Source organism: Pseudoalteromonas sp. H105, assembly GCF_001469215.1.
Taxonomy (GTDB): Bacteria; Pseudomonadota; Gammaproteobacteria; order Enterobacterales; family Alteromonadaceae; genus Pseudoalteromonas.
Window position 1 is genome coordinate 595,207 of record NZ_LOFH01000002.1, and the last position, 24,222, is coordinate 619,428.

General features: G+C 40.2%; 27 protein-coding genes and 1 pseudogene. 14 read left to right on the plus strand and 14 right to left on the minus strand.

From position 1 onward, the window contains the following. Positions 1 to 15 precede the first annotated feature (15 nt). Genes ATS75_RS06065 through ATS75_RS06075 form a run of 3 tightly spaced genes read right to left on the minus strand, consistent with a single transcriptional unit; the run spans position 16 to position 1,423 of the window. Entirely contained in the window at positions 16 to 399 is a 384-nt protein-coding gene (locus tag ATS75_RS06065; protein ID WP_058559530.1) for a response regulator, read from the minus strand. Positions 400 to 434: 35 nt separating this feature from the next. Then, positions 435 to 977, minus strand: coding sequence for a DUF6942 family protein (locus tag ATS75_RS06070; protein ID WP_058559531.1), 543 nt, complete (start codon positions 975 to 977; stop codon positions 435 to 437). Beyond that, entirely contained in the window at positions 974 to 1,423 is a 450-nt protein-coding gene (locus ATS75_RS06075) for a YaiI/YqxD family protein (protein ID WP_058559532.1), read from the minus strand. The genes ATS75_RS06070 and ATS75_RS06075 overlap by 4 nt, the downstream gene beginning before the upstream one ends. Before the next feature lie 148 nt (positions 1,424 to 1,571). On the opposite strand from ATS75_RS06075, the gene ATS75_RS06080 reads away from it, so the two are divergent. After that, positions 1,572 to 2,114, plus strand: coding sequence for a lipocalin family protein (locus ATS75_RS06080; RefSeq protein ID WP_058559533.1), 543 nt, complete (start codon positions 1,572 to 1,574; stop codon positions 2,112 to 2,114). Positions 2,115 to 2,349: 235 nt separating this feature from the next. Here the strand turns inward: ATS75_RS06080 and ATS75_RS06085 are convergent, their stop codons facing one another. From ATS75_RS06085 to ATS75_RS06095, 3 genes are read right to left on the minus strand one after another with little or no spacing between them, the layout of a single operon-like run. Beyond that, complete coding sequence (locus ATS75_RS06085) at positions 2,350 to 2,685, minus strand: DUF3325 domain-containing protein (protein WP_058559534.1); 336 nt, start codon at positions 2,683 to 2,685, stop codon at positions 2,350 to 2,352. Continuing rightward, on the minus strand, positions 2,682 to 4,304 hold the full coding sequence (locus ATS75_RS06090; RefSeq protein ID WP_058559535.1) for a PepSY-associated TM helix domain-containing protein: 1,623 nt from the start codon (positions 4,302 to 4,304) through the stop codon (positions 2,682 to 2,684). The genes ATS75_RS06085 and ATS75_RS06090 overlap by 4 nt, the downstream gene beginning before the upstream one ends. Further along, positions 4,301 to 4,588, minus strand: coding sequence for a hypothetical protein (locus ATS75_RS06095; protein WP_235591143.1), 288 nt, complete (start codon positions 4,586 to 4,588; stop codon positions 4,301 to 4,303). Before ATS75_RS06095 ends, ATS75_RS06090 begins: the two co-directional genes overlap by 4 nt. Positions 4,589 to 5,078: 490 nt before the next feature. On the opposite strand from ATS75_RS06095, the gene ATS75_RS06100 reads away from it, so the two are divergent. From ATS75_RS06100 to ATS75_RS06110, 3 genes are all read left to right on the plus strand, one after another. Further along, entirely contained in the window at positions 5,079 to 5,819 is a 741-nt protein-coding gene (locus tag ATS75_RS06100; protein ID WP_058559537.1) for a ferredoxin--NADP reductase, read from the plus strand. Between the two features lie 80 nt (positions 5,820 to 5,899). Further along, on the plus strand, positions 5,900 to 6,673 hold the full coding sequence (locus ATS75_RS06105) for a nuclear transport factor 2 family protein (protein ID WP_058559538.1): 774 nt from the start codon (positions 5,900 to 5,902) through the stop codon (positions 6,671 to 6,673). A 171-nt stretch (positions 6,674 to 6,844) separates the two neighbouring features. Further along, complete coding sequence (locus tag ATS75_RS06110) at positions 6,845 to 7,165, plus strand: hypothetical protein (protein ID WP_058559539.1); 321 nt, start codon at positions 6,845 to 6,847, stop codon at positions 7,163 to 7,165. Here ATS75_RS06110 and ATS75_RS06115 read toward each other — a convergent pair. From ATS75_RS06115 to ATS75_RS06125, 3 genes are all read right to left on the minus strand, one after another. Continuing rightward, positions 7,162 to 8,052: a tetratricopeptide repeat protein gene (locus tag ATS75_RS06115; protein ID WP_058559540.1), complete on the minus strand. Its 891-nt coding sequence runs from the start codon at positions 8,050 to 8,052 to the stop codon at positions 7,162 to 7,164. The two genes, ATS75_RS06110 and ATS75_RS06115, sit on opposite strands and share 4 nt — an antisense overlap. Before the next feature lie 438 nt (positions 8,053 to 8,490). Next, entirely contained in the window at positions 8,491 to 9,273 is a 783-nt protein-coding gene (locus tag ATS75_RS06120) for an EAL domain-containing protein (protein WP_058559541.1), read from the minus strand. Between the two features lie 736 nt (positions 9,274 to 10,009). After that, positions 10,010 to 11,314 (minus strand): NAD(P)/FAD-dependent oxidoreductase, encoded by a 1,305-nt coding sequence (locus ATS75_RS06125; protein WP_058559542.1) that lies wholly within the window; start codon positions 11,312 to 11,314, stop codon positions 10,010 to 10,012. Between the two features lie 485 nt (positions 11,315 to 11,799). On the opposite strand from ATS75_RS06125, the gene ATS75_RS06130 reads away from it, so the two are divergent. Together ATS75_RS06130 and ATS75_RS06135 are read left to right on the plus strand one after the other, a co-directional pair. Further along, complete coding sequence (locus ATS75_RS06130; RefSeq protein WP_058559543.1) at positions 11,800 to 13,737, plus strand: ATP-dependent DNA helicase RecQ; 1,938 nt, start codon at positions 11,800 to 11,802, stop codon at positions 13,735 to 13,737. 45 nt (positions 13,738 to 13,782) lie between these two features. Continuing rightward, on the plus strand, positions 13,783 to 14,100 hold the full coding sequence (locus tag ATS75_RS06135; protein WP_058559544.1) for a YkgJ family cysteine cluster protein: 318 nt from the start codon (positions 13,783 to 13,785) through the stop codon (positions 14,098 to 14,100). A 56-nt stretch (positions 14,101 to 14,156) separates the two neighbouring features. Here the strand turns inward: ATS75_RS06135 and ATS75_RS06140 are convergent, their stop codons facing one another. Beyond that, a complete protein-coding gene (locus ATS75_RS06140) occupies positions 14,157 to 14,774 on the minus strand; it encodes a glutathione S-transferase family protein (RefSeq protein WP_058559545.1) in 618 nt (205 codons plus the stop codon). Between the two features lie 17 nt (positions 14,775 to 14,791). Beyond that, positions 14,792 to 15,823: an NADP-dependent oxidoreductase gene (locus tag ATS75_RS06145; protein ID WP_058559546.1), complete on the minus strand. Its 1,032-nt coding sequence runs from the start codon at positions 15,821 to 15,823 to the stop codon at positions 14,792 to 14,794. A gap of 709 nt (positions 15,824 to 16,532) precedes the next feature. Between ATS75_RS06145 and ATS75_RS06150 the strand changes: the two genes are divergently transcribed. Then, positions 16,533 to 17,219, plus strand: a complete 687-nt coding sequence (locus tag ATS75_RS06150) for a hypothetical protein (protein ID WP_058559547.1) — start codon at positions 16,533 to 16,535, stop codon at positions 17,217 to 17,219. Between the two features lie 557 nt (positions 17,220 to 17,776). Here ATS75_RS06150 and ATS75_RS20080 read toward each other — a convergent pair. Next, positions 17,777 to 18,205: pseudogene (locus tag ATS75_RS20080) on the minus strand (transposase); the annotation flags it as partial. Positions 18,206 to 18,704: 499 nt separating this feature from the next. On the opposite strand from ATS75_RS20080, the gene ATS75_RS20435 reads away from it, so the two are divergent. The 7 genes from ATS75_RS20435 (at position 18,705) to ATS75_RS06190 (ending at position 23,356) form a co-directional block, all read left to right on the plus strand. After that, complete coding sequence (locus ATS75_RS20435; RefSeq protein ID WP_058559548.1) at positions 18,705 to 18,965, plus strand: hypothetical protein; 261 nt, start codon at positions 18,705 to 18,707, stop codon at positions 18,963 to 18,965. Between the two features lie 599 nt (positions 18,966 to 19,564). Beyond that, positions 19,565 to 19,879 carry a hypothetical protein gene (locus tag ATS75_RS06165; RefSeq protein ID WP_058559549.1) on the plus strand — a complete coding sequence of 105 codons (315 nt, stop codon included), beginning with the start codon at positions 19,565 to 19,567 and terminating at the stop codon, positions 19,877 to 19,879. Further along, entirely contained in the window at positions 19,876 to 20,358 is a 483-nt protein-coding gene (locus tag ATS75_RS06170; protein ID WP_058559550.1) for a hypothetical protein, read from the plus strand. The genes ATS75_RS06165 and ATS75_RS06170 overlap by 4 nt, the downstream gene beginning before the upstream one ends. Positions 20,359 to 20,811: 453 nt before the next feature. Next, positions 20,812 to 21,408, plus strand: coding sequence for a hypothetical protein (locus tag ATS75_RS06175; protein ID WP_058559551.1), 597 nt, complete (start codon positions 20,812 to 20,814; stop codon positions 21,406 to 21,408). A 151-nt stretch (positions 21,409 to 21,559) separates the two neighbouring features. Next, positions 21,560 to 21,796 carry a hypothetical protein gene (locus ATS75_RS06180; protein WP_058559552.1) on the plus strand — a complete coding sequence of 79 codons (237 nt, stop codon included), beginning with the start codon at positions 21,560 to 21,562 and terminating at the stop codon, positions 21,794 to 21,796. Positions 21,797 to 22,216: 420 nt separating this feature from the next. Beyond that, entirely contained in the window at positions 22,217 to 22,777 is a 561-nt protein-coding gene (locus ATS75_RS06185; protein ID WP_058559553.1) for a GNAT family N-acetyltransferase, read from the plus strand. 111 nt (positions 22,778 to 22,888) lie between these two features. Beyond that, on the plus strand, positions 22,889 to 23,356 hold the full coding sequence (locus tag ATS75_RS06190; RefSeq protein ID WP_058559554.1) for a hypothetical protein: 468 nt from the start codon (positions 22,889 to 22,891) through the stop codon (positions 23,354 to 23,356). A 259-nt stretch (positions 23,357 to 23,615) separates the two neighbouring features. Here ATS75_RS06190 and ATS75_RS20605 read toward each other — a convergent pair whose 3' ends face one another. Further along, entirely contained in the window at positions 23,616 to 23,903 is a 288-nt protein-coding gene (locus ATS75_RS20605) for a hypothetical protein (RefSeq protein WP_235591136.1), read from the minus strand. Beyond that, positions 23,897 to 24,133 carry a LytR/AlgR family response regulator transcription factor gene (locus ATS75_RS20610; RefSeq protein ID WP_235591137.1) on the minus strand — a complete coding sequence of 79 codons (237 nt, stop codon included), beginning with the start codon at positions 24,131 to 24,133 and terminating at the stop codon, positions 23,897 to 23,899. Before ATS75_RS20610 ends, ATS75_RS20605 begins: the two co-directional genes overlap by 7 nt. Positions 24,134 to 24,222 lie beyond the last annotated feature (89 nt).

A 24,222-nucleotide genomic window follows, 5' to 3' on the forward strand; every position in this document is an offset into this window, starting at 1 on the left:
TTGTTTGTTAAATGATCAATCAGGCTTTTCTGCTGGCACTGTATTTATTTTTTTTAATTGGTTTTCGAGCGTGTTTAAATTAAACGGTTTAATAATAAAGCCGGTGACTTTGGCTGCGATAATTTCTTTGATTGATTTTTTATTGTCTTCGCAGGTGACCATTAATACCGGGGTTTCGCTTAAAATAAGGTCTTCGCGAATTTGTGTCAGTAGCGTTTTACCATCCATTTTTGGCATGTGTAAGTCTGTGATCACGAGATCAAATTCTTGCTTTTGCATCAACGCTAGGGCTTGTTTTCCATCCGTGGCCTCAGTAATGTGCTCAAAATTAAGTTTACGCAGCATGTTAATTAACACATGGCGCATCAGTGGCATATCATCAACAACAAGTACTTTCATAGCGTAGGTAATTTAAGAATTAGTTGAATATAAGATTAGCTACTCTTTGAACAATTAGCTACTAATTGGCTTAATCGGGCGATTTTTATATTACTTAATTGGCGATAGTCAAAATACGGGCAGACAATAACTTTGTGTTGAGTATTAATGGCAAATTCGTCGTCTAGCCAGTCTAAGGTTATGTTTAATAACCCTTGATTAATGAGGCTTTTAGCGTGAGTGCGCCCAGCAATGATATGCAGTGTGGGCTCATGTGTTAATTGGGGGGGGCTAAATAATAGAGCCGTTTTACTGTTTGCCTGCAAGAGCAGTTTATCGCGGTAGGTTTGCCATGTTGCGGCTTGCTTAGCAAAACAGTGGTGTTCACTGGGCAGTGCAAATAACACTTTGGCATACACATTAAATACTTTGCGCCAACCATTCCCACACGCTTGGTTTATGGCGTCTATTTCGCCATCAATTAAGGGGGCTAATGTACTTAAAGTTTGATATTGGGGCATAGGCGGCGGGTTTGCAATATACACCGCCACGTTAAAATGTGGATCGCCCATGCCTAAGTTAGTCGCCGTAGAGGTCATTTATTTTGCGCTAAAATTCGGTCTAGATTGTTGGCAAAGTTTTGTCTGTCACTTTGGCTTAATGGCGGTGGGCCGCCGTTCATTTCTACGCCACTTGAGCGCATGGTATCCATAAAATCACGCACATTGAGTAACGAACGAATGTTTTCTGGGGTGTATAACTCGCCTCTTGGGTTCAGCGCTTGTGCGCCTTTTTCAATGACTTCAGCAGCCAATGGAATGTCTCCGGTGATAACTAAATCATTGGTAGATACACGTTTAACGATTTCATCATCGGCCACATCAAACCCAGACGATACTTGCACGCGGCTAATGTATTTTGAAGGAGGAATGCGCATCGCATGATTCGCGACTAATATTGTGTCGGTGTGTGTACGATCAGCAGCACGAAATAAAATGTCTTTGATCACCACGGGACAGGCGTCAGCATCAACCCAAATCTTCATTTATTTATACATCTTGTTAGTAAAAAATTGATCCTAACCTACCCGCTCATCAACAACCAGTGTTTACTGATTTTTTTACCATTAAAATACGTTAAACTTTACTTCAAAGACGCTAAGATATTAGCTTTAATGATAAGGATATAGCTTGATGAATAAATACCTGTTTGCTGCGCTTACCATTGTGTGTGGTGTTTTTTTTGTTGGTTGCAGTGGCTTGCCTGACGGCGTAAAGCCTGTTGATGATTTTTCAGTAACGCGTTACCAAGGGACTTGGTACGAAGTCGCCCGATTAGATCACTCGTTTGAACGAGGCTTATCAAATGTGACGGCTGTTTACAGCTTAAATGATGATGGCTCTGTTAAAGTGATAAATAAAGGCTTTAATGACGAAGAAGGTCAGTGGAGCGAAGCTCAGGGCAAAGCCAAGTTTGTTGGCGCCAGTGATGTGGGGCATTTAGAAGTGTCATTTTTTGGTCCGTTTTATAGCTCATACGTGGTGTTTAAAATGGATCAGCAAGATTATCAGTATGCGTTTGTATCTGGCTTTAATACTGATTATTTATGGTTGTTATCGCGAACGCCTACCGTAAGCCAAGCCATTAAAGATGATTTTATCGCAACGGCAAAAAAGCATGGTTTTGATACCAACTCACTGATTTGGGTTGCGCATACACCAACTCCAAAACGTTAAAAAAGGCTTTTATGTTATTTACTTATGCGTTGTCATAAATGTGCAATGATTAGGATTTATCATGCCTGCCATATCAAGTAAGGCCCTTATGGGCTTGATGTTGACATGCGTATCCCCTAATTTATAACCAGTTTATTGGATATACAGGCAAGCTTTTATAGCTTGCCTTTTTTTTGCCTGATTGGTGGGAATAAAGACCTCTATTTGGCTCAGATCACATTTTTACTAACTAAGCTTAAATAACGGCAATATAACTTCCACTCAGTAGCAATAATGTAACGTTTACTGCACTTATGTATTTTACCCACGAGGCTTTAAAACTATAAAAAATCATTAATAATAAAACACTTAAAGCCATGTAGCCGCAAAAAAGCAATACGCCGTAGCCCTGCCGCTCGACAACACAAAGCAATAAACTTAGTAAAATACTGATCCACGCCACAATGATAAACTGCTGGCTTTGCTTTTGGCTTGGTCGCGTTTTAAACACATCTCGGTAATGATTAAACTTAGCAAGTGCAAAGCAGTTAAATGCCAGTAAACACAGGTTAAATTGCAAAAGCTCACTCATCCTTTTTGCTCCATGAGAGGGGGTTTTGTTACCCGATTTGAACGCGTATTGGGTGCGGGGGGACTCAGTTGAGTACGTAATTTTTTGGCTTGTAATATAAACAGCAAGGCGCAAACTAGGCACACTAAATCAAAACTAAACAATGCCCACTGAGCGTTCAGCATATAACTTACCAGGTTGCCTTTGGTTGTGAGTGCGTTGATTAGCGGCACGCTAATACACGCCACAGCATTTAACCAGGCTAATAAGTACCACTGCATTTTTGCGCGCTTAAACAAGGTAAACAGGGCAACAGCCAGCCAGGTGATAAAGAACGCCAATATTTCTTTATCTGCACGTTGTACAGTACTCACAGGTAGCAAGCGGTTAGCGATAAAGAAAGCGCAGGTCGCTAATGGCAAGCCCATCAAAGTGGCTAGATTTAGGCTTTCAACAAGTTTGAGACCAAACGACGCTGTTTGGTCTTTTTTCATCCGTTCACGAATGCGTTTTGCCCACATAATGCAGCCTGTGGCTATCATTATGCAGCCCGCAACGCCGCATAAAAAGTACAACCAGCGCAGTAGTGGGTTTGCTAAACGGCCAGTGTGCAGAGCGGTCATCGAGTCATAAATGACCTCTGAGGTAGTGAGTTCTTGCGCACTTTGTGCCATTAGCTCACCACTGACTGCGTTAAAAAGCATCGTAGGGGTTTGATCTTTCACTAAATCAGCCGTTGAAGCACGCACGGTCACCGTGGCCGAGGCTTTATTAGGATCACGGATTGAGAAAGAGGTTAGGTCTGCGCTTTGCCAGTTAGTATAAACTTGATCCAAAATGTAGTCAGTTGAGACTAAAGGTGCGCTTTGGGTGCTTGATTTTGTTCGTATATTGGTTGGGGTTACATCGTTAAATAAGCCTTTTAGTCCGTCTTCATATGCGGTTAAAGCGGGGTATGGAAAAAGCATAAAAATGAGTGTGATCAAACCGGTATAGGTGATCATTATATGAAAAGGCAATGCCAATACCGACGAAACATTATGCGCATCTAACCAGCTGCGACTGCCTTTATTTTTTCTAAAACTAAACATATCCTTAAAAATACGCTTATGAATAACCACACCAGAGATAAGCGCAACAAGCATAAATAAACTGGCAAAACACACAATATACCGTGCTGTGCGCGCATCTAAATAATGCAGGTCAAAATGCAAGCGGTAAAAGAAGTTGCCGCCTTTGCTATCGCGTGGTTGTGCTGTGGCTTCACCCGTTTCAGGATTGATGATGTAGGTTTGCCACCCGCCAAAGCGTTTACTGCCCTCAGCGCGAGGTTTTTCGTAGGCATACACTAACTGAGGCTCACGTGTGGTGGGTAAAGAAATACGCCAGCGTGATGAGTCAGGAGCGGTGTTTGCAAGGTACGCAATGCCATTAGTAATTTGCTCACGCTGCTGTGCGATACGAATAGGTTCAGCGGGCGGCTTACTTATGCTGTGAAGTTCAGGTTTGCTCCAAAGCGTGACTTCGTCACGAAAAAAGCTCACCGTGCCGGCAAAAAATACTAAATACACTAACCAGCATACTAACAGCCCTACCCAGGTGTGCATCCATGTCATAGAGCGAAAAAAGTTCTCTTTCATAGCCATCCCTTCAGCAGTGCAATACTTAAAAAACAGCTTGAGGATGTTAGTAAAATAGTGATCCAAACAGTTTTTAATGACTTAATGGCGAACACCCAAATAAACACACAGCTGTATATCAATATGGTCAAGCTGACACTCAATAGCACGGCATCCGATTTGCTGAGCGGTAGAATGAGGCTCAACAATGACGTAAATACAGCGGTGAATACATACCCCCCGACAATGGCTGCACTAAAACGAGAAATCACACACAGTGCATAAACATTGGCTTTACAAGCCATTTTTAGCCTGACTAATGGGTTGCGTGTTGGTGCTTTATTAATTGATTGGGCGTACATAGGTAATCCTTTGACCCGAGTGAAAGAATAAGTGGCAGAGGATACTATAAATTTAGGGTACGTAAAAGTGAGTGATTCGCATTTGTGTTACTTTATTTGTTTTTAGTAGTTAGTTGCTCAAAAATTGGCGTTTTCACTAGCTTAGTAAAATAGTGATCTAAATGGTGTATCTAATTGAATATTTTATATTTTGTGTGTTTTATAACGAGCGGTGACGTATTTATTTAGCGATCTGCTTGGTTAAAATTGACACGATCCTGTTCCCTTGCCACTGTTATATATACCCAAACCAGCTCAATATACAGAATCTAGCGTTTCATAAAGCTTAATATCTGGGCTGTCTCTTTTAAGTCGTAACGACGCTTTGATTTTAAGTGGCTTGGGTATAAAGCACTAAATATTTTCAATTCAATTCAATGCAAAGGGGGTTGTTATGTCTAACTGGGTTGAGGCGCGCGTTAAAGACGTTGTTTGGTGGAGTGATACCTTATTTAGTTTAATTGTTAATGCCGATGTAGAGCCGTTTAAAGCCGGGCAATTTACTAAACTGTCTATGATGAAAGATGAAAAGCGCATTGCACGTGCGTACTCCTATGTAAATGCACCTAGTTCACCCGATTTAGAGTTTTACTTAATTAACGTGCAAGACGGCTTACTATCGCAACAATTAGCCCAGCTTAAACAGGGTGATACAGTGATGATTGAGCGCCGTGCAAGTGGCTTTTTCACGTTAGACGAAGTGCCTCAAAGCGAACAACTGTGGATGCTCAGTACAGGGACGGCGATAGGGCCATTCTTATCAATGCTTGAACACGGTGAGGTATGGCAGCAATTTGATCAAATAACCCTCGTGCATGGGGTGCGATTAAACAGTGATTTAAGTTATCAAAACAGCATTGCCGCGTTACAGCAAAAGTACACGGGGTTAAATTATGTGCCAGTGGTTAGCCGTGAAGACGGGGCCGTTGGATTACAAGGGCGGATAACCGATCATATTCAAGCGCAAACGTTATTTTCACATGTAGATTTAACCCCTACACCGAACACTGCGCAGTTTATGATTTGCGGTAATCCCGATATGGTAAAAGACACGTCAGCATTGTTGATTGAGCAAGGCTATCGTCGAAATCGCCGCAAAGAGCCCGGTCATATAACGGTAGAGCAATATTGGTAAATGCACGGTGGGGTGATAACCACTATCTTGAAGGCATATTTTTTGCTATTTTATTGTTTCTTCAATCATTCAGGAACAGTATGAAATCGTTATTTTTTGCAATGAGTCTATTATTCTCAGGATCATTATTAGCTGTCGATGCAGAGCAAACTACCAAGCCTGCTAAAGCGCCTCAACAAAAAACTGAGACTAAAAATAGCGACGCCGTTGAACCACAAAAAGCGTTAGAGGACAGCCCTGCTGTCATCACTTTAACGCCAGAAAAAGCACCCCCCGAAATAGCGGTTGATATTGAACCAACACAACCTATTGTGAGTGATGCACGTACGGCAAATAAGGTTGATGTTGTAGATAGCAGTAAAGTGCTAGGGGCGCAAACAGTAAAACCGACTGATGCGCCGAAAACACAACAAGAAAAAGAGCAAGCCATCGCAAAAGCAACGCAAGTTGTTGCGCAAGCGAAAGAAGCACTGACACAAAAGCAGCAAGAAAAAGCCAAGCAATCACGAGAGGCGTTAGCGGTTGTTGAAAAACTAATTAAAGCTTACAATTCACGCAATATAGAAGCATTTGTCAGCATGTACTCAGAAGATGTCGAGTTTTATGTGTTTCCAAATGAGCTGTTATTTAAAGGTAAAGAAAACCTGATAGCGCGTTATGGCATTATGTTTAAAAAGTTAAAGTGCGTTAAGTCGTCACCCATTAAACGCATAGTGACCGGCAATATTGTGATTGACCATGAACTCTCAGAAACATGCACAACGGATCCAAACGTTGTTGATAAGCGCTCTGAGTTTGTATCAAGCTACAAAGTTGAAAATGGCAAAGTAACTAAGGTATTATTTTTTAAATAAAATTGACCAATAAGGTACGTTAAATTAGCGAGTAGCTAACTAGCCGCGTTAATTCTTTGTGTACTTTTTTACTGCGTGTAAACGTATAGGCAAAATGCTTTATGACTCGACTAAATGTTTTTAGTCAGGGTTTTATGAAACAAATTAATTGAAAGGTATAGGAACAAAGGCATGGAATTAGCGGATGATAAAAAGCTGCATTTACTCTATCGTGTTGAGCCGGGCTGTTTAGGGCCTACTGGCGCAGAAACGATCGAGCGTTTTTGTGAATACGCTAATCAGCAGATTACCCCGGTCTATTTTGCGGGTTATCATTTTGTACCACGCTTTGACAAAACAAAGCCTGAACGCCAATACAGTATTAATCAAAAATTACTCTCAGCGCCGCAAACACAAGCGTATCTTGGGCATTTTAAAACCAGTATTGACGATTTTGAAGAGCAGCTCGACGAACTGCTCACTGAGGCAATTGAACGATTTTTAAATCGTTAAGACTTTTCACCCGATAAAATAACATTAAAGCTGGTGTTGTCATGTAAGCTGGCAAATGCACTTTCATGCAGCAGTTCGTTGCGTAAATTGGGTGAGTAATCCAACGCCATTTTAATATCGGCTAACGCATCTGCATGTTTGTGAGTCAGGGCATACGCACACGCGCGTTGCCAATAGGCGTAACCATAATCACTGTCTATGTCGATTGCTTGGTTACATAATTCAATGGCTTCGGCTGTTTCGTTAAGCTCTAATAAGGCATCTGCTTTATAGGCTATTGCTTCTACATCTTCTGGCTTACGATTTAAGATTTCATCAAATATTTCAATCTTATTTGATACATCACTTTCTAAATTCGCACGCATCCATAATGAATGAACTTCGTTGGTTACTGAGATTTTCTCTTGGTTTTTGAGGATCTCTTCTGAGCGCTCACGCAACTTCTCTTCAAATGTATTTAAGCGGGCTTCGTATTCGTTGGTGATCACACTTACACGCGTATTTACAATGTCTTCGACTTTGTTTTTGACATCGCGCAACGAGTTCCAACCCACCAAGACTAAAATAGAGGCGGTAGCGGTAATGATGAAAAATACATTATTGATGGTGTCTGTTGTGTAGGTAATGGCTCTGTCAGCGGTATCTAGCTGGGCATGGGTTACTTGTTTAGTAAGATCTTCGCGGAGCTTTTGTTGGTCTTGGCGCACTGCTTTTAATTCGTCAAGAATGTAACGCTCCATCAGCGGTTGAAACATGGGTTTTTGTATTTGGGCTAACGCGTGTTCTTGCTGCTGCTCTGTTGGCGCAGGGCGAGATTCTTCGGCATTAACGTGCAGTGAGCAAACAAACGCTAAAAGAAGTGTAATCAGTATAAAGTGTTGACGCATAGTGCTGCCTAGTAATTATATTCAAACCAAGAATGGGCACAACATTAATACCCTGCAAATTATGCGAACTTTAACATGACTGCTTATGAGTAACTAGGCAAAAAAAAACCAGCTCAAAAGTGAGCTGGTTAAACTGCTTAAACAACAAATATGTCGTTGGGAGTATGAGGGTGTATATTAACTAATTTAATCTGAACAATTACTTAATCGTAAGGATGTGAAGAAAGGAAAAAAGAAAAAGCGTATTGGGCTTAACAATACGCTTTTATATCTGTGCTAAAAATACAATTATGGTGAAGGTGACTAAATTGTGCGACACCGCGGTGCCCACTTCCATACCCTTCACATACCAATACGCAGGCTAAAAACGAATCGATCAATGTGATTGCTAATTTTATTAAAAAGATGATTCACTTTTTGCCACTGTAACGATGAGTGTTAAGGGGATATAGAATCCAACGGTGAAAAGTCCACTTTGGGTAGCGATTCAAACCCTGGTTTTGCAAATAAATACCCTTGCATTAAGCTAATGCCTGCATTGTGCAGCCATTGGTACTCTTCAACGGTTTCGATGCCTTCTGCAAGCGGCGTGATATTCATTTCTTTTAACATGGCAACATTGTGTTTTACTATCAGTTGGCGTGCTTTATTAAGGTGAATATTACGTACTAGCTCCATGTCGAATTTAACAATGTCAGTTTGAAAGTCAGCCAATAAATTTAACCCTGAATAGCCTGAGCCAAAGTCATCTGTTGCAGTTGTAAAGCCAAGAGATTGATAGTATTCAACAACGCGTCTTATATGTTGGGTGTCGTCAATTTTTTCGACCTCAGTGAATTCAAACATGATTTTTTCAGTGGGGAAGTTATATTTTTTTGCCGCTTCTAATGTTGTGCGAATACAGCGCTCTGGCTTATAAATCGCATTAGGCAAAAAGTTAATGCTTAACACGGAATCTATCTGAAGTTTTGCCGCTAACGCGATGGCTCTAATACGGCACTGTTGGTCAAAGGTGTATCTATTTTGTTCATTTACTTGAGAAATAACGCTAAACGCTGATTCATTATTAATACCACGCACAAGCGCTTCATAACCAAATACACGACGACGATCGCAATCTACAATCGGTTGAAAGGCCATTGTAAAATCAAAATCTAATTGGTCTTCATCTGCACATTGGTTGCAGGTTAACTTTTCACAGTTAGCTGGTTTAGCGCTCATTATCTCACCTTAAAGTCTTCAAATAGTATTTTTATTACAGGCTTTTATTTAGTTAGCATGTCATGCAATTAATGTGATTTTGTTTAGGGTCTGTTGACCTTTTCGGATTAAAATTTGTTCAAGCTAGGGGCGATTTAATCGCGGCGCGAGGTTTGTAACCTAGTGGACTAAGTCAAAACCGAGTAAAAAAGAGTAAATTGCCCCTAGGCAGAACCCGCAGGGCAGTGCCTGTTTGGCATTGATGCTGCGTTATCGCCTATTTATGGGGAATAACCACACCACATAGGCGCTGCCTTGCCTAAATACCAAACAGACTGCTGCAAATTCAACCTTGAAAGGTCAACAGACCCTAAATTTACTTTAATAACTGTTTGTTACACCACACATTTAAGCGTAGACAACATTAGTTACTTTTAAAAGGTAGAAGTAGATTCTTTATCACTTGGTTGCTTTATAAAATAGCTAACATAACATGCTGAATTATAAATGATAAATTAATCTTCGCAAACGAATTGAAAATAACGAGTTACTACCTGAAAGTATACCTAGCTTCATTAAAGTATATACTCTACCAAAAACATCCCTTCAGTGCTTGCTATTCGCTACGTATAATAGTTATTTATCGTACTGATTTAGCAACAAAAATTTACATGAATGTACCGCTGCATCGCCATTAGCAACAAGCAACTTACCGCATTGTTGCGGTAAGTTGGTGGAGGTTTAAATTAGCGTAGCATTAATGCAGTTTCATTTTTGGTCTAACAACACGCAATACTTTTTCACTGATCCACAACGCAAATGTTTTGGCACTGCCATGAATCGCCCGTTGATGCATACGATAAAGCGAAATATACATAAACCGTGCAATACGTCCTTCAATGAAAAAGCTGTTGCTGGTGAGGTTGCCCATCAAACTGCCTACCGTGCTGTAGCGTGACAGATTAACTAATGAGCCGTGATCGTTGTATTCAAACTTGTTTAATGGTTGCTGACGAAGCGTAGCGATCAGGTTTTTTTCGATACACTGCGCCATTTGATGGGCCGATTGTGCCCGTGGTGGCACAAGCTTTCCGTCTTGTTGAGTAAACGCGCAACAATCGCCTAGTACATAAATATGCTCATCCACGTTACTTTGCAGGTAATCGTTCACTTTAATTTGATTATTACGGGTTAGTTCAAAAATTCCAAGCTCGTTAATAAAGTCAGGCGCTTTAACACCGGCCGCCCATAGCATAATATCCGCATTGATTTGCTGGTCGTCTTGGGTGATAAAGCCTTGCTCCGTGGCTTGCTTTACTTGGGTGTTTTCGCGAACAGTTACGCCTAATTTCAGTAGCTCTCGTTTTGCTGAAAGTGCAATTCGCTCAGATAATGCCGGCAATATGCGCGGCCCAGCTTCTATTAGGTGTATGTGTAATCGTTTCGCTGTCATGTTGGTCAAGCCATAGATTTTGAGTAAATCTGACACATGGTAAAGCTCTGCTGACAGTTCAACTCCCGTTGCACCGCCGCCGACTATGGCAATGTTTAACGCATGTTGTGGGTCGTCATCTTGGTGCAAGCGGGTAAAGTTATCGAGCAGGGCGTGCTGAAAGCGTTCAGCTTGTTGGTTTGAGTCAAGGTAAAAGCAATGATCTTTAATGCCTGGGGTGTTGAAGTCGTTACTCACGCTGCCAATAGCAATGACAAGATAATCATAATGTACCGTGCGCTGCGGCAGTATTTGATGGCCAAGCTCATCATGTAACGGGCTTAATGTAAGGGTTTTAGTGGTGTTATTTAGGCCACAAAAACTGCCCAATTGAAATTGGTAATGGTGTTTTGCGGCATGGGCTGAGTAAACAACGCCATCTAAATCAGCATCAATAGAGCCCGTGGCTACTTCGTGCAGTAACGGTTTCCATATGTGTGTGCGGTTTTTATCTATGAGTAGAATATCAGCGTGTTTTTTCTTCCCTAGTTTATGTCCTAATTGGGTTGCAAGCTCTAAGCCGCCAGCGCCCCCACCGATAATCACGATTTTAGGATGTGTTGTTATCATTACGTTGCCCTCAAAAAGTAGAATACCTAAATAGTCTGAGCAAACTACTTAGGTATAGCGCCCATTAGGGCAATACCTTGGCAACGGTTTTATTGTGCGCCTTTTGAACAGGTTTGTCAGTAATATACCCAAATTACCTCAAGATGCAGAATTCAGCGTTTCACAGGGGCTTAATATCAAGGCGTTACTTTGCAACAATGGCAGTCCCTTTTAAGAAGCAACAACGATGAGAGTAAGTGCCTGTGAAACGCCCAACGGGTTGGTTTAAAAGCGATTTATACTGCGTTATTGATTTTAATAATAGAACCACTATTATTTGCAAATCAATGCCTTGCCTAAATCGCTTTTAATTCCAACGACGCTCGCAGCTTGAGGTGATTTGGGTATAAAGCAAAGAAATCAAGCGACAAAAAAGGTAAGATGGCGGCTTATTAAATTTACGGCTACCATTTCCTTTATGAGGGAATTTACAGTAAAGGGATACCATGACGGCTACATTGCACAGTACACTTGAACAGCACTTTGGTTTTAACCAATTCCGCCCAGGCCAGCAACAAACAATAGAGCAGCTTTTAAACAATCAGTCATCGTTAGCTATCTTTCCAACAGGCTCGGGTAAATCATTGTGCTATCAATTAACCGCCTTACATTTACCTCACTTAACCTTGGTAGTGTCGCCTTTATTGGCCTTGATGAAAGATCAGATCAGCTTTTTAAATAAAAAAGGCATCTATGCCGCCAGTTTAGACTCTAGCCAAAACAGTGAGCAAAGCCACACCGTAATGAGCGATGTACGCGCTGGTAAAGTTAAAATACTGATGGTGTCGGTTGAGCGCTTTAAAAATGAGCGTTTCCGTGAGTTTATTAATCAAGTGGCAATTTCTATGCTGGTGGTGGATGAAGCGCACTGTATTTCAGAGTGGGGGCATAATTTTAGGCCTGATTATTTAAAATTACCGCGCTACCGCGAAGAGTTAAATATTCCTTTAGTGTTGTTATTAACCGCCACAGCAACCAAAAAAGTAAAACGTGATATGAGCGAACGTTTTGCAATCGCACCTGAGTGTATTGTGCAAACAGGGTTTTATCGTAGCAATTTAGACTTGTCGGTACTCAGTGTAAAAAGTGCTGATAAGAGCGAAACACTTGCTAATATTGTTCGCGAGCAACAAGGCCCTGGGATTGTGTATGTCACCTTGCAGCAAAGTGCTGAGCAAGTTGCTCAAACACTTACCCAACAAGGCTTAAGTGCTGTAGCTTATCATGCGGGGTTAGAAGATACTTTACGCTATAGCATTCAAGATGACTTTATGGCAGGGAAAATCAATGTAGTCGTGGCCACGATTGCCTTTGGCATGGGTATTGATAAATCAGATATTCGTTTTGTTATTCATTATGACTTACCCAAGTCGATTGAAAATTACAGCCAAGAGATTGGCCGTGCAGGGCGTGATGGTAAACCCTCAAACTGTTACACTTTGGCTAATTTAGATGGTTTAAATACGGTTGAAAATTTTGTTTATGGCGATACCCCAGAGCTTAGCGGTATCGAACATGTAATACAGGATATTCGCCAGCATACCAGTGCTAATCAGCAATGGGAAATGCAAGAATATAGCCTATCTAGCGACAGTAATATTCGCCAGTTAGCACTTAAAACCTTATTAGTGCAATTAGAAATGCAAGGTGCGATAACTCCGCTCTATGCCTATTATGCTGACTTTAAATATAAATTTTTGGTTGATAAGTCACCGTTACTTTCGCAGTTCGATGCCGATAGGCAAGCTTTTTTAAACCAAATATTTAGCCATACTCAGTTAAAAAAAATATGGGGCACACTCAATTTCGATAGCCTAACACAAGCAGCACAAGTTGACCGCAAGCGGGTTGTGGCAGCGCTTGATTATTTAGCGGAGAAAAACTTAATTACACTTGAAACCAAACGCATTACCCAAGTGTACCAAGTGCATAACGAGGTTATTAATAACCCTGAGTTAGCAAAACAACTGCATAATTACTTTGTAGATAAAGAGCAGGCCGAAATAAAACGTATTGCGGCACTCATTCGCTTTTTTGAACTTAAAAACTGCTTGAGTTATAACTTAGCGCGTTACTTTGACGACAACCAGGCGCCAGAGCAGTGCGGCCATTGCTCCGTGTGTCGTGGGCAGGCGGTCACACTTGAGTACTCATTAGCGCATGAGTTCGCGGCTGATGAGGTGATTTATCAAAAAGTAGATGAGTTACTCGCGCATCTTGCGACCAAAGGTATTCATAATGTAGGTATCGAAACCCAATGTCGCTTTTTAGCGGGGATGAGTGTGCCGCTATTTGCGCGTAACAAAGTGCGCCAGCTCAGTGGTTTTGGCTTATGTGAGCAGCAGCGTTACAGTGAAATAAAAGCAAAATTACTGGCGCGATAGGCTCACTCAGGTATGCTAGGGGCTTATTCTTAAAAGTAAGCACCTATGCCCCATACCGTCATACCTAATCAGATCCCAATTGTTGTCAGTAATGAAAATGAACCTGTCTTATGCAGCAACTGCCAAGCGTGTTGTTGCCAACTAGAAGTGCAAATACTCACGGATACCGGGGTGCCTTTTCATTATATTGATTATGACCAATGGGGCAGTGAAGTGATGAAGCGCGCGGATGACGGCTGGTGCCAAGCCTTAGACCGAAATACATTAATGTGTTCAATCTACGAAAACCGCCCGCTTATATGCCGCGAATTTGAAATGGCCTCAGATGAATGCATCACTGAGCGAGAGCTTGCTGGTATATAAACATAGTGTACTGTAAAGGGGCTTTACACCCCTTTACTGCTGGTGTTTACAAAGCGTTACCCATACTTTTGCTCGAGTTCTTCGGCGGTATGAAACTTTTCATGGCTTTGTAATTGTTCATCGTATCTCACTAGATTTTTAAAGTGACCTAGTTGACCTGCGTTTTTCACAATTTCAATAATAAACGACATCATAAAATCTGCGCCAGTGAGCGTGTCGCCTACTAAGTACTTTTTGCCTTCAAGGCGGCTGTTAAAATAGCTAATTACTTTAGCGGTTTCAGCATCGGCGTAACCTTCTAAAAACTGTGTTTTAGCGCCCTCTTTTTGGACAAACATTTTTAGCAAAAGCGGTAAAATAGCTGAGCTTTCAGCAAAGTGCAGCCACTGTTGATAATCAACATAGTCCGCGGTTCCTGCCTTTGGTGCAAACTTGCCATTTCCGTATTTAGTAATGAGGTAATCAGTAATTGCGCCTGACTCAGTGACAATTAAACCGTCGTCTTCGATTACCGGTGACTTACCCAGTTGGTGCACGTTTTTTAGTTCATCAGGCGCTAAAAAAGTGGCACTGTTTCGCTGATATGCAACAATTTTGTAATCGACTTCTAGCTCTTCAAGTAACCAAATAATGCGTTTAGAGCGTGACTTATTTAGGTGGTGTAATTTAATCATGGTTATCCTTAAGTGATTTAAAGTGGTTGATTAACTTGTACTACGGTTTTGCCAAAGTTCTTGCCAGCTAACATATCGTTAAATGCGGTGAGGGTGTTTTCAAACCCTGTTATTACGTGCTCACGGTAATGAATTTTGCCCTCGCTTAGCCATTGCTGCATGTCTTTAGCAAACTCGTTGTATCGATGGCCGTAGTCATCAAATATAATGAAACCCTGCATTTTTATGCGTTTTGTGAGCAATTGCCCCATTAATGCGCCCATTCTATCTGGGCCTTGGGGTAACTCAGTCGCGTTATACTGGGAGACTAAACCGCACAGTGGTACGCGAGCAGCGGTATTCAACAGAGGCAATACGGCATCGAACACCTTTCCGCCTACATTTTCATAATAAACATCAATTCCGTTGTCACAGGCTGCGGCTAATTGTTCGTTAAAGTTATCACTGCGATGATCAATACAGGCATCAAACCCTAAAGTATCAACTGCGTATTGGCATTTTTCACTGCCGCCAGCAACACCAACAACCTTGCAGCCTTTAAGTTTAGCTATTTGCCCTACAGTGGCACCAACAGGGCCCGTTGCCGCTGCAACAACAACGGTTTCACCCTCTTTAGGTGCGCCAATATCTAACAGCCCCATATAAGCGGTAAAGCCGGGCATACCCATGATGCCTAATGCATAAGATGGATTACTTGGATTTTTGCCCAGTGGCATTAGGCCTTCGCCATTTGATATGGCGTAGTCCTGCCAACCTGTATAGGCCAGCACCCAATCGCCTACTGCAAATTGATCGTTATTTGATTGAGCGATTTGGCACACAGTCGCACCTACCATCACCTCGCCAATTGCCACGGGATCAGCATATGATTTTGCATCGTTCATGCGGCCACGCATATAGGGGTCGAGCGACAAATAAATAGTACGCAATAATACTTCCCCCTGTTTTAAGGGCTCTACATTCACTGATTTAAATGAAAAGTTTTCGTTTGTTGGTGCCCCATGTGGGCGTGATGCTAAAGTTATTTGTCTGTTTTTAATCGCGTGCATAAAACCCTCAGTATCCTTTGTTCGAATTGTTTTTATTGCTTGTGGTGTTTAGTTAATAAAGAAGTGGGGTTTTAGAGTATTAATTCAATTGTTTGTTTATCTCTGTATGAGTAATCACTATTGCATGGCTGCAACAGTCTCTGCGTGGCGCGATTTGAGCGATAACTGTGTATTTTCTGTTCCAAAGTTGGAATGGTTTCTTACAAGGCTGGAATGCAGAGTCATATGTAGCAAGGGCTACAGAGGGGGTAATGACGTTCCCTATTTGGGTTTTTCTGATAGGGTTTAGAATCAGCGTGTTGAGCTACCAATAACTTGATACATAAACCCGTAAACTCTGAGTCACTACTATATCTTTTTTGCAATTAATACAGCATGGGGAGCGATCTGCATTTATGCGGGATGTTGTGACTGTAGTGCTTAAAACTTTAAAGTTTATGGGGCAGGTTTGAGCGAGCAGCAGTCATAGAGATTGGCTGAATATCGAAGTTAATTGATTGGTTAAACTGCGCTTTGCGCATATATTCATGAAAATGAGCGACGCGCGCATATTGGTTCTATTAACTTTTCCTAAAAACCTTAGAAAACTTAGTGATAGTAATACCTTAAGTAATTTGTTAAAACTATATAAATTAGATAAATGAGCGTTAAGTCGGCAGAAATATGCGCGATGAGCGCACTATTAAATTGTTAGCTTTCTAGGATAGATATGAGTAAAAATTCATTTTTTCCAAATGTTGAGGATGTCTTCTATGAAAAAGTTGAAGAGCATGCTGAATTCTTACTACCTTTACTCTCTGTAGATGTGGAAGACTTTTTAAAAGGTGAACAAGGTAAATTACACTTTGTTTTGCCCTTAGAGCCATTTGATTGTTTGGGTTTAGAAACAAAAAAATTTCACAATTATTATTGCAGAACTAACTGGATAGCTTACAAGTTAATAGATAATAAGCTGTCTCTCTTAACTGATTTTAATTTTTTCCAAAAAAAATATATCAATACACATAGTGACTACAAAGAAACTTTTGGTGGCGTGGAAAGTTATTTAAATAATCTACCAAATGACTTAGAAGAAGAGTTTCAAAAATTAAAGCTTCAATACAGCAAAATGAAAGAGCATAAAAAACTTGTTAATGAAAAGCGAGTTTTTGAATATTTTCATACCCCTTATGAGTACATTTATGACACTTTTCCCACTACTCAATGTTTAGATAACATATCAATACCTCTTACTGAAGATGGTCGCCCTTTTAAATATATCGGTAAAATCGATATATGTGACTTATTCATACAGGATGGGGATGATAAGTGGTTCTCAATTGATGCTGATACTTGCATCATTATGTATTATGACCCGCAAGAAAAAATAATATTAAATACGTTTTTTGGTTCATAAAGTTGTGCAATCAAAAGCTAACAAAGCCGTTAAACCAAGGACACAAAACAGCAGGCTTGTGCTCCTTCGTCGCCAATTTTAGCCTGCTATTTTGTGCCGTTTACGGCAAGCGTTGAGGCTGTAGAGTTACTCTTTTTAAAGAAAATCAGCCTGTTTTATGGGTTCCAAATGCATTACCTAATGCTTTAAAAGCGCTTAGAGTTAATTACAGGAGCTCGTTTTTTAATTGAATTTGGCTGTTGGAGTTATTCTACAGTCTCGTTATAAGCCAAAGGAAGATATGAGTTTACCAAGGGAACAATTAGCTAAAGTTAGAACTCCTTTTAGGGTGCTTGCGGGTTTCATCTTTGTACTCTGTTTGCTATTATAGCTACGGTTAGTTTTGCGTTCACTGAACCATATGATCATATTATTTGGCTTTTGGGTATCGTGACGTTTGGTATGTCATATATATCAGGGCATGTTGTATTTACGGGTTACACCCCAAAGTTTTTACTGTTTACGCATGGTGCTAAAGATGACTTATAACAAACACGCCCTGAGGTGGACAGCAAGCACTAAAGCCCACTTTCCACCGCAAATTTTAACAGCGGTGATCCCTTACTTTTCAATGCCGTTAAGTAAGTTGGTTCATCGTAGGGCGTATGTGTTTTCCAGCATCTAAATAGGATCCGTATCCACTTAAACGCCAATGATCTGATGATGGTATTATGAGGTTTTCCTTTGGCTTCTTGCTGCCGATAATAGGCTTTTGCCCAAAATGAATACCGCACAGAGAGTCCAGCCCATTCCACAAACGTTTGCCTTAAAAACTTAGTCCATGAGTACCGCCAGTGTATCCATTCCTTTTTGCCACTGCGTTCGGTTACGGGAGCAATGCCTGCGTATTTTTGTATGTTAGCGGCGCATTTATAGCGATCACGATTTGACCCCATAGCGGCTAATAACCGAGGGGCTAATTGTGGCCCTGCACCCGGTAAGCTATCAAAAATAGCGTGATCTGTATGTTGCTTATAAGTAATAGGGTCTGATTTTGACTTCAGACATCACAAGTTTTTTAAAGGTATGGCAAACGATTCGGGCATATAGAGCTTGCTTTCGTTTAAATCAAAAGTGGAGTATGGTCGTCAATAAGGGCATGAATAAACTGACCTTGCGGGGGACAAACGAAAGTGAATACATTTACTTCATTCTGCGGCAACTGTACTGCCTTGTTCATAACATAGAAAAGCTGCAAAACAGGCTGCATTAAAAAAGGGGAACCTTTTTAAGCCGAAATATGCCAATCAAGCACCTGTAATTCCCTCTCAAATATCTATTAAACAACCGCACATTCTTTTTTCTATTCTACGTAAACTAGCGATAACTGATTGAACCAAAATAGGAACTCGGCTATGGTTGATTCATCAATAAAAATAAATTTAAAACGAGTTAATCTACAGGCTCGTTATGTGCCAATTAATATAATCAAGTTTTGGAGTTATTTTGAAGAAAGTAATATTAGTTTTAGTTGTAGTTATTGCCGGATATTTCATAAATTCAAAATTTATAGACTTAGCATATTCGTTAGGTTTTGCAGAGCTAAAAAAAGAGGCCGTTTTAATTAACTCCGAAAAAATGAAAGTCAAATGTCATTCATATGCTTTTGGCTGGTTTGATGAAATTAAATTAGAGAATAAATTTCAAGCTTGCGTCAACGAACATAAAGCTAATGGCTACCAAATCATTGAGAGTTCTAGCACATAACAACACGCCCTGAGGTAGACAGCAAGCACTAAAGCTCCCTTTTCACCGCAAATTTTAACTGCGGTGATCCCTTACTTTTCAATGCCGTTAAGTAAGTTGATTCATCGTAGGGCGTATGTGTTTAGAATGGTTTCTTACAAGGCTGGAATGCAGAGCCATATGTAACAAGTCCTACAGAAGAGGTGCTAACGTTCCCTATTTAGGTTTTCTGATAGAACTTTGAATCAGCGTGTTGAGCGATCTGCATTTATGCGGGATGTTGTGAATGTATTATTTAGAACTTTAAAATGTATGGGGCAGGTTTGAGCGATCAGCGAGCTTTGGGGTTGGATAAATATAATTGCTTAACGGTTAAACATTAGGTTTAATGGATACATAATAAACGCTGAGTGACGCAGGGACAGCTTAGATACGATAGACACGCCAGTAAAGTTGGCTTGATATCGCTTAGGCCATAAAAACAAATTCCCATAGCATAAGTAACACCAACTCTGACACACCGAGCAGGTAGCGTCTCAGTCCAACAAGCGATTATGCAACACAAACTGCGTGTCGCATAAATACTAAAATGTTATAAGCCCAAGGAGGGCTAGTCGTAAATGAAGCTGTATGTGACTAATCAATCTACTGGAGAGAAAAGATATTTGAAACAAAGTGCTGTTTCAAGGCAGGAACTAGTAAAGCAACTAGGTTCAGAGCGTTTCCAAATTGATCAACAAGTGTACTCTGTAAGCGAAGTAGTAGCTGAGAGTAACGAAAGTACAGCAGGAGCAATGGCTGCTGGGGGAGTTATAGGGGTAGTTGGTGGAGTTCCGGGTGTTATTATTGGCGGGATAATTGGTGCACTGTTAGGAAAAAGTACTGATGATGAAGATAAAGTAAAAACAGATAAGTTTAATGGGAGCGAAGTGTGAAAGCTCTAAATTTTAAACTAATTGCTGTTTTTATTTTTCTTGTTTTACTTTCTGTATTCTTAGTTAATTACCAAGATGTAACGAAAAGCTCAATTAAAGCAACTCTTCAATGGGAGCATTTGAATGTAACTTTATGGTTAAGTTTAGTGTGCTGTTTTTTTGTTCATTACCTTTCTGTCAAAAATGACAAAAACTATACTGGTGGTTTAATATATAAAGATTTCGGTAAGTTTGCAGACTCAGCTTTTGCAATCATTACTTATGGACTTGCTTCAACAACATCGGCTGCAATCTTAAAAGGTGTTTACATTCAACAGTTTTTCCATGAAAAAATATACTTTAATCACTTTGACCAAATTGATATTTATTCAATGCTAGCCGTTTGTATATTTTTATTAGGTTACTCATTATATGCAGCTATAAATGCATTAAAAAACGCAATTGTATTATCAAATGCAGAAACTGCTGTTGGTATTTAATGGGCTTATAACAACACGCCCTGAGGTGGACAGCAAACACTAAAGCCCACTTTCCACCGCAAACTTTAACAGCGGTGATCCCTTACTTTTCAATGCTGTTAAGTAAGTTGATTCATCGTAGGGCGTATGTGTTTTCCAGCACCTAAATAGGAGTCGTATCCACTTAAATGCCAATGATCTGATGATGGTATTATGAGGTTTTCCATTGGCTTCTTGCTGCCGATAATAGGCTTTTGCCCAAAATGAATAGTGCGTAGAGAGTCCTGCCCATTTCACTATTCTTAATTAAAAACTGTCTAGTGAAAGCTTGTAAGTCCAATCATTATCACCAAAACATGCAATTCACGCATTAGTAACCCCGTTCAAAACGGCAATTAAAAATAACCGCAGACTCTCTTTTTATACTTTATGATAAATCAAAGTAACCGATTGAACCCAAATAGGAACTCAGCTATGGTTGAATCATCAATAATAATAAATTTAAAACGAGTTAATCTAGACTTGTTAGTTGTGTGTATGAAAGCTGATAAAACGTCTCAACTATTGTGGTTCATATTCCTTATTCTAGGTATTTGGTTTTCAATCGAAACAGTGAATCGAACTTTCTATGGCTTTGAGCTTGTGATGGGTACTACTGTATTTGGTTTAGGTGTAGGGCTTACCTTGCATAAAAAGCGAAATACCTCCGAGTTATGGGATAGTTTTGTTGATAGAAGAAGTTTTTTTAGAAGCCAAAGAAGAACAACATATATGTTCTTTTTTCTCACTGTTGTAGGTTTCTCAAGCTCTTACATATTTGTTGGCGAGCCAGTGAGCATTCATGTCGAAATAAATGACAAAAGGATTAGTAGAGGAAAATCGACTAGTTATATATTGGCTATCTCTCCAGAGAAGCTTGGTCCATTAGATCTAAAAGTTGGCGAAAATTTTTGGAACTCTCAATCAGTAGGCAATATGCTTAATATTGTAGTTAAAGAAAATATTCTAGGTTTTTATGTTGTTATGGATTACGGTACAGGTAACAAAGCGCTTAAAAAATCGGACACGTAACAGTTGGTTCGTTTTCGCTCCGCTTCAATTTTCGCTAACGATTGCTTAGTCGTTTAGCACGACGTTGAGGCTGTAAAATTATTTTTAAGAAAACAGCCTGTTTTATGTGTTCAAAATTCATAGCCTCGTTAGCTAACTAGGGAAAATATAGGTGCATATTGTCATAACTGAGAAGGAAGTAATTCTTACTAAACATGATTACCAATCGTTTCGAGAAATTCAAAACGATTTTTTTGATTATGTCACCTCACTTGGACCTTGGTCGTTTGAAGAAATTGTAGATTATCTTGAAATTGAGTATCCAAACATTGCACCTTCTGCAAAAGAGCAAGTAGAAGGGCTTATTAATTCAGGGCAATTTGAAGTGACCTTAAAGGGCTTGGTGTAAGGTTGTCTAACAACACCCCCGCGGTGGACAACAAGCACTAAAGCTCCCTTTTCACCGCAAGTTTTAACTGCGCTAAATCGTTACTTTTTAATGGCGTTAAATAAGTTGATTCATCGCAGGGTGTATGTGTTTTCCTGCACCTAAATAGGATTCGTATCCACTTAAATGCAAGCGCTTTGATGATGATATTGTGGGGCTACCTCTTGCTACTGATAATAGACTTTAGCCCTGAAAGGGTAAGGTACGGATAAAGCTGCTTATTTAAAGTAGTATTTAGATATCAATTAAACACCTCCCCTTTTTTGTAATGTCAGCAAAATAGATGCCACCGATTGAACCAACATTAGAACTCGGATATGGTTGAGCCATTACTAAAATCGATTAAATTGACAAGCCGTTATATTTCAAGGAGAAGACAGGTTGTTATTTCCAGTATTAGAGACGCATCGGTTAACGTTAGATCACTTATCAAAAGAAGACTCAATGAGCTTATTTGCGTTGTTCTCGGATAAGCGAGTTGTCGAATATTATGATTTGGCAGCTTTTACCGAGTTGTCGCAAGCAAGTAATTTAATCGCGTTCTTTAACTCGCGCTTTAATGAAAATTCGGGGATACGCTGGGCTATTCGTTTAAAAGAAACAAATGAATTTATCGGAACGTGTGGCTTTAATAGTTGGAACCTTAAAATGAAGAGCGCTGTTATTGGGTATGATTTGCTCCCTCAGTATTGGGGGATGGGTTTTAGCACTGAAGCAGTGCACCGAATAGTGAAAGCAGCATTTTTAGGTGAATTACCTTGTGGTAAGCTTAATCGTATCCAAGGCGATACTGTGCCTGGAAACTCAGCTTCTGAAGCGTTGCTTTTAAAAGTAGGTTTTAAAGAGGAAGGTATAAGGCGTCAAAGTGGTTATTGGAAAAACCAGTTTCATGATCTCACATGTTTTGGGTTAATTAAGTCAGAGTATCGTGAAATAGAATAAAGCGTGAATAAAACACAAATATCACAGCTGACAGTGTTGGCTGCGACCATGATTTTAACCAGCTATGTGCTCCGCATGTTGCGGATGTTGCGTGTTTAGAGGCGTTCATTGATGTATCGAAATGTATTAACAGTGGTTGTTGTTTTGATTTTCCTTTCAGGTTGTGCTGAACGCACAATTGATATTACGGATAAAGAGGGAAAAATCATAGGAGGCTGTAATGCTGGTTATGATTGGCACTTTTATGGCTTACAAGACTCAATTGATTATATGCTTTATGAGTGTGCGAAAGGGTCAATAGCAAACGGTTTCAAAATATCAGATGAAAGACTGCTTACGCTTGATTTTACACTGCCGCCGCCGCCAGACGGTGAGTCGTGGAATAAACAATTAGCGATGTCTCACTTTCATAAAAACACGATGACTGAAAGAAAGCTCGGTTATATTCTTGCCGCTATAGAGTTTGATTATCAGAAGGTCGTTTGGTCAGCTGAAGATGATTTAGCCAGCGGAGACATCACGCAAGCTGAATTTAATGACATAGTGAAAGAGGCCAAATTAAGATGGCTTGGCGAATAAAATACATCGTAAAACGTCTAAATAAACAAGTGAAACTATCCGCCATGAAAATTAGGTTATTCATTGAGTAGGATTAGGGATTTAGCTATTGTTAGCCCATAAAATGGGTGAATTTATGGGCTCATCAGAGGCTAAAAAAAGGATTTATGATGGATAACATTGCTCAAATATTTATATCTTGGTTTCCCTTGCTGATTGTTTTATTCATTATGTGGGTGATGCCAATTATACTCATTGCTCGGTCACAAAAAGTGGGACGTCAAGAAAAGCTCGCATGGATCATCGCCAGTTTGTTTATCAGTTGGTTTTGTTTACTTTTATTTATGTTGATTGCACCACTTAAGCCTGATGATAAATAGTGGCGCTTAAAAAGCGTTTTGTGTTCATCAGTCACCGCGCTTTGCAATACTCGCTTCCCCGCGACGACCTGCTTGATAGCGCTAATGAGTTCTTCAAGCTCAATGTTTTTAAGCACATAGCCACGAGCACCTAGGTTAAGGGCTGTGACTAATACATCGCAATCTTCAAATGTGGTAATGATCAGCACGGGGTTTTATCACCCTTTTCACGCATTTTTTGCAGCACGCCGAGCCCATCTAAGTTCGGCATTCTCATGTCGAGTAAAACAATATCAACGCTATGCTCTGCTAATTGGGCAAGCGCTTGCAAGCCACCTTCAGCGTGGGCTTCGATATTAATGGCGCTATCGAGGTTAAGTAAATTAGCGAGGCCTAAACGAACTAAGGTCTGATCTTCAACTAGTAGGCACTTTATCATGGCTATTTTCTTCTACATTTAGTGGTAATGTCATGGTGTTGATCAGTGTTTCTTGCTCAAGATGTTGTGAAAATTCACCGCCAAATTGT

Bases quoted from the DNA above. Each gene is read 5' to 3' on its own strand.
- ATS75_RS06125 (WP_058559542.1), bottom strand. From the start codon at position 11,314: ATGATAACAACACATCCTAAAATCGTGATTATCGGTGGGGGCGCTGGC.
- ATS75_RS06120 (WP_058559541.1), bottom strand. From the start codon at position 9,273: ATGAGCGCTAAACCAGCTAACTGTGAAAAGTTAACCTGCAACCAATGT.
- ATS75_RS20610 (WP_235591137.1), bottom strand. From the start codon at position 24,133: ATGATAAAGTGCCTACTAGTTGAAGATCAGACCTTAGTTCGTTTAGGC.
- ATS75_RS06115 (WP_058559540.1), bottom strand. From the start codon at position 8,052: ATGCGTCAACACTTTATACTGATTACACTTCTTTTAGCGTTTGTTTGC.
- ATS75_RS06075 (WP_058559532.1), bottom strand. From the start codon at position 1,423: ATGAAGATTTGGGTTGATGCTGACGCCTGTCCCGTGGTGATCAAAGAC.
- ATS75_RS06080 (WP_058559533.1), top strand. From the start codon at position 1,572: ATGAATAAATACCTGTTTGCTGCGCTTACCATTGTGTGTGGTGTTTTT.
- ATS75_RS06100 (WP_058559537.1), top strand. From the start codon at position 5,079: ATGTCTAACTGGGTTGAGGCGCGCGTTAAAGACGTTGTTTGGTGGAGT.
- ATS75_RS06105 (WP_058559538.1), top strand. From the start codon at position 5,900: ATGAAATCGTTATTTTTTGCAATGAGTCTATTATTCTCAGGATCATTA.
- ATS75_RS06095 (WP_235591143.1), bottom strand. From the start codon at position 4,588: ATGGCTTGTAAAGCCAATGTTTATGCACTGTGTGTGATTTCTCGTTTT.
- ATS75_RS06140 (WP_058559545.1), bottom strand. From the start codon at position 14,774: ATGATTAAATTACACCACCTAAATAAGTCACGCTCTAAACGCATTATT.
- ATS75_RS06190 (WP_058559554.1), top strand. From the start codon at position 22,889: ATGTATCGAAATGTATTAACAGTGGTTGTTGTTTTGATTTTCCTTTCA.
- ATS75_RS06070 (WP_058559531.1), bottom strand. From the start codon at position 977: ATGACCTCTACGGCGACTAACTTAGGCATGGGCGATCCACATTTTAAC.
- ATS75_RS06135 (WP_058559544.1), top strand. From the start codon at position 13,783: ATGCCCCATACCGTCATACCTAATCAGATCCCAATTGTTGTCAGTAAT.
- ATS75_RS06110 (WP_058559539.1), top strand. From the start codon at position 6,845: ATGGAATTAGCGGATGATAAAAAGCTGCATTTACTCTATCGTGTTGAG.
- ATS75_RS06090 (WP_058559535.1), bottom strand. From the start codon at position 4,304: ATGAAAGAGAACTTTTTTCGCTCTATGACATGGATGCACACCTGGGTA.
- ATS75_RS06175 (WP_058559551.1), top strand. From the start codon at position 20,812: ATGGTTGAATCATCAATAATAATAAATTTAAAACGAGTTAATCTAGAC.
- ATS75_RS06150 (WP_058559547.1), top strand. From the start codon at position 16,533: ATGAGTAAAAATTCATTTTTTCCAAATGTTGAGGATGTCTTCTATGAA.
- ATS75_RS06165 (WP_058559549.1), top strand. From the start codon at position 19,565: ATGAAGCTGTATGTGACTAATCAATCTACTGGAGAGAAAAGATATTTG.
- ATS75_RS06065 (WP_058559530.1), bottom strand. From the start codon at position 399: ATGAAAGTACTTGTTGTTGATGATATGCCACTGATGCGCCATGTGTTA.
- ATS75_RS06145 (WP_058559546.1), bottom strand. From the start codon at position 15,823: ATGCACGCGATTAAAAACAGACAAATAACTTTAGCATCACGCCCACAT.
- ATS75_RS06085 (WP_058559534.1), bottom strand. From the start codon at position 2,685: ATGAGTGAGCTTTTGCAATTTAACCTGTGTTTACTGGCATTTAACTGC.
- ATS75_RS06130 (WP_058559543.1), top strand. From the start codon at position 11,800: ATGACGGCTACATTGCACAGTACACTTGAACAGCACTTTGGTTTTAAC.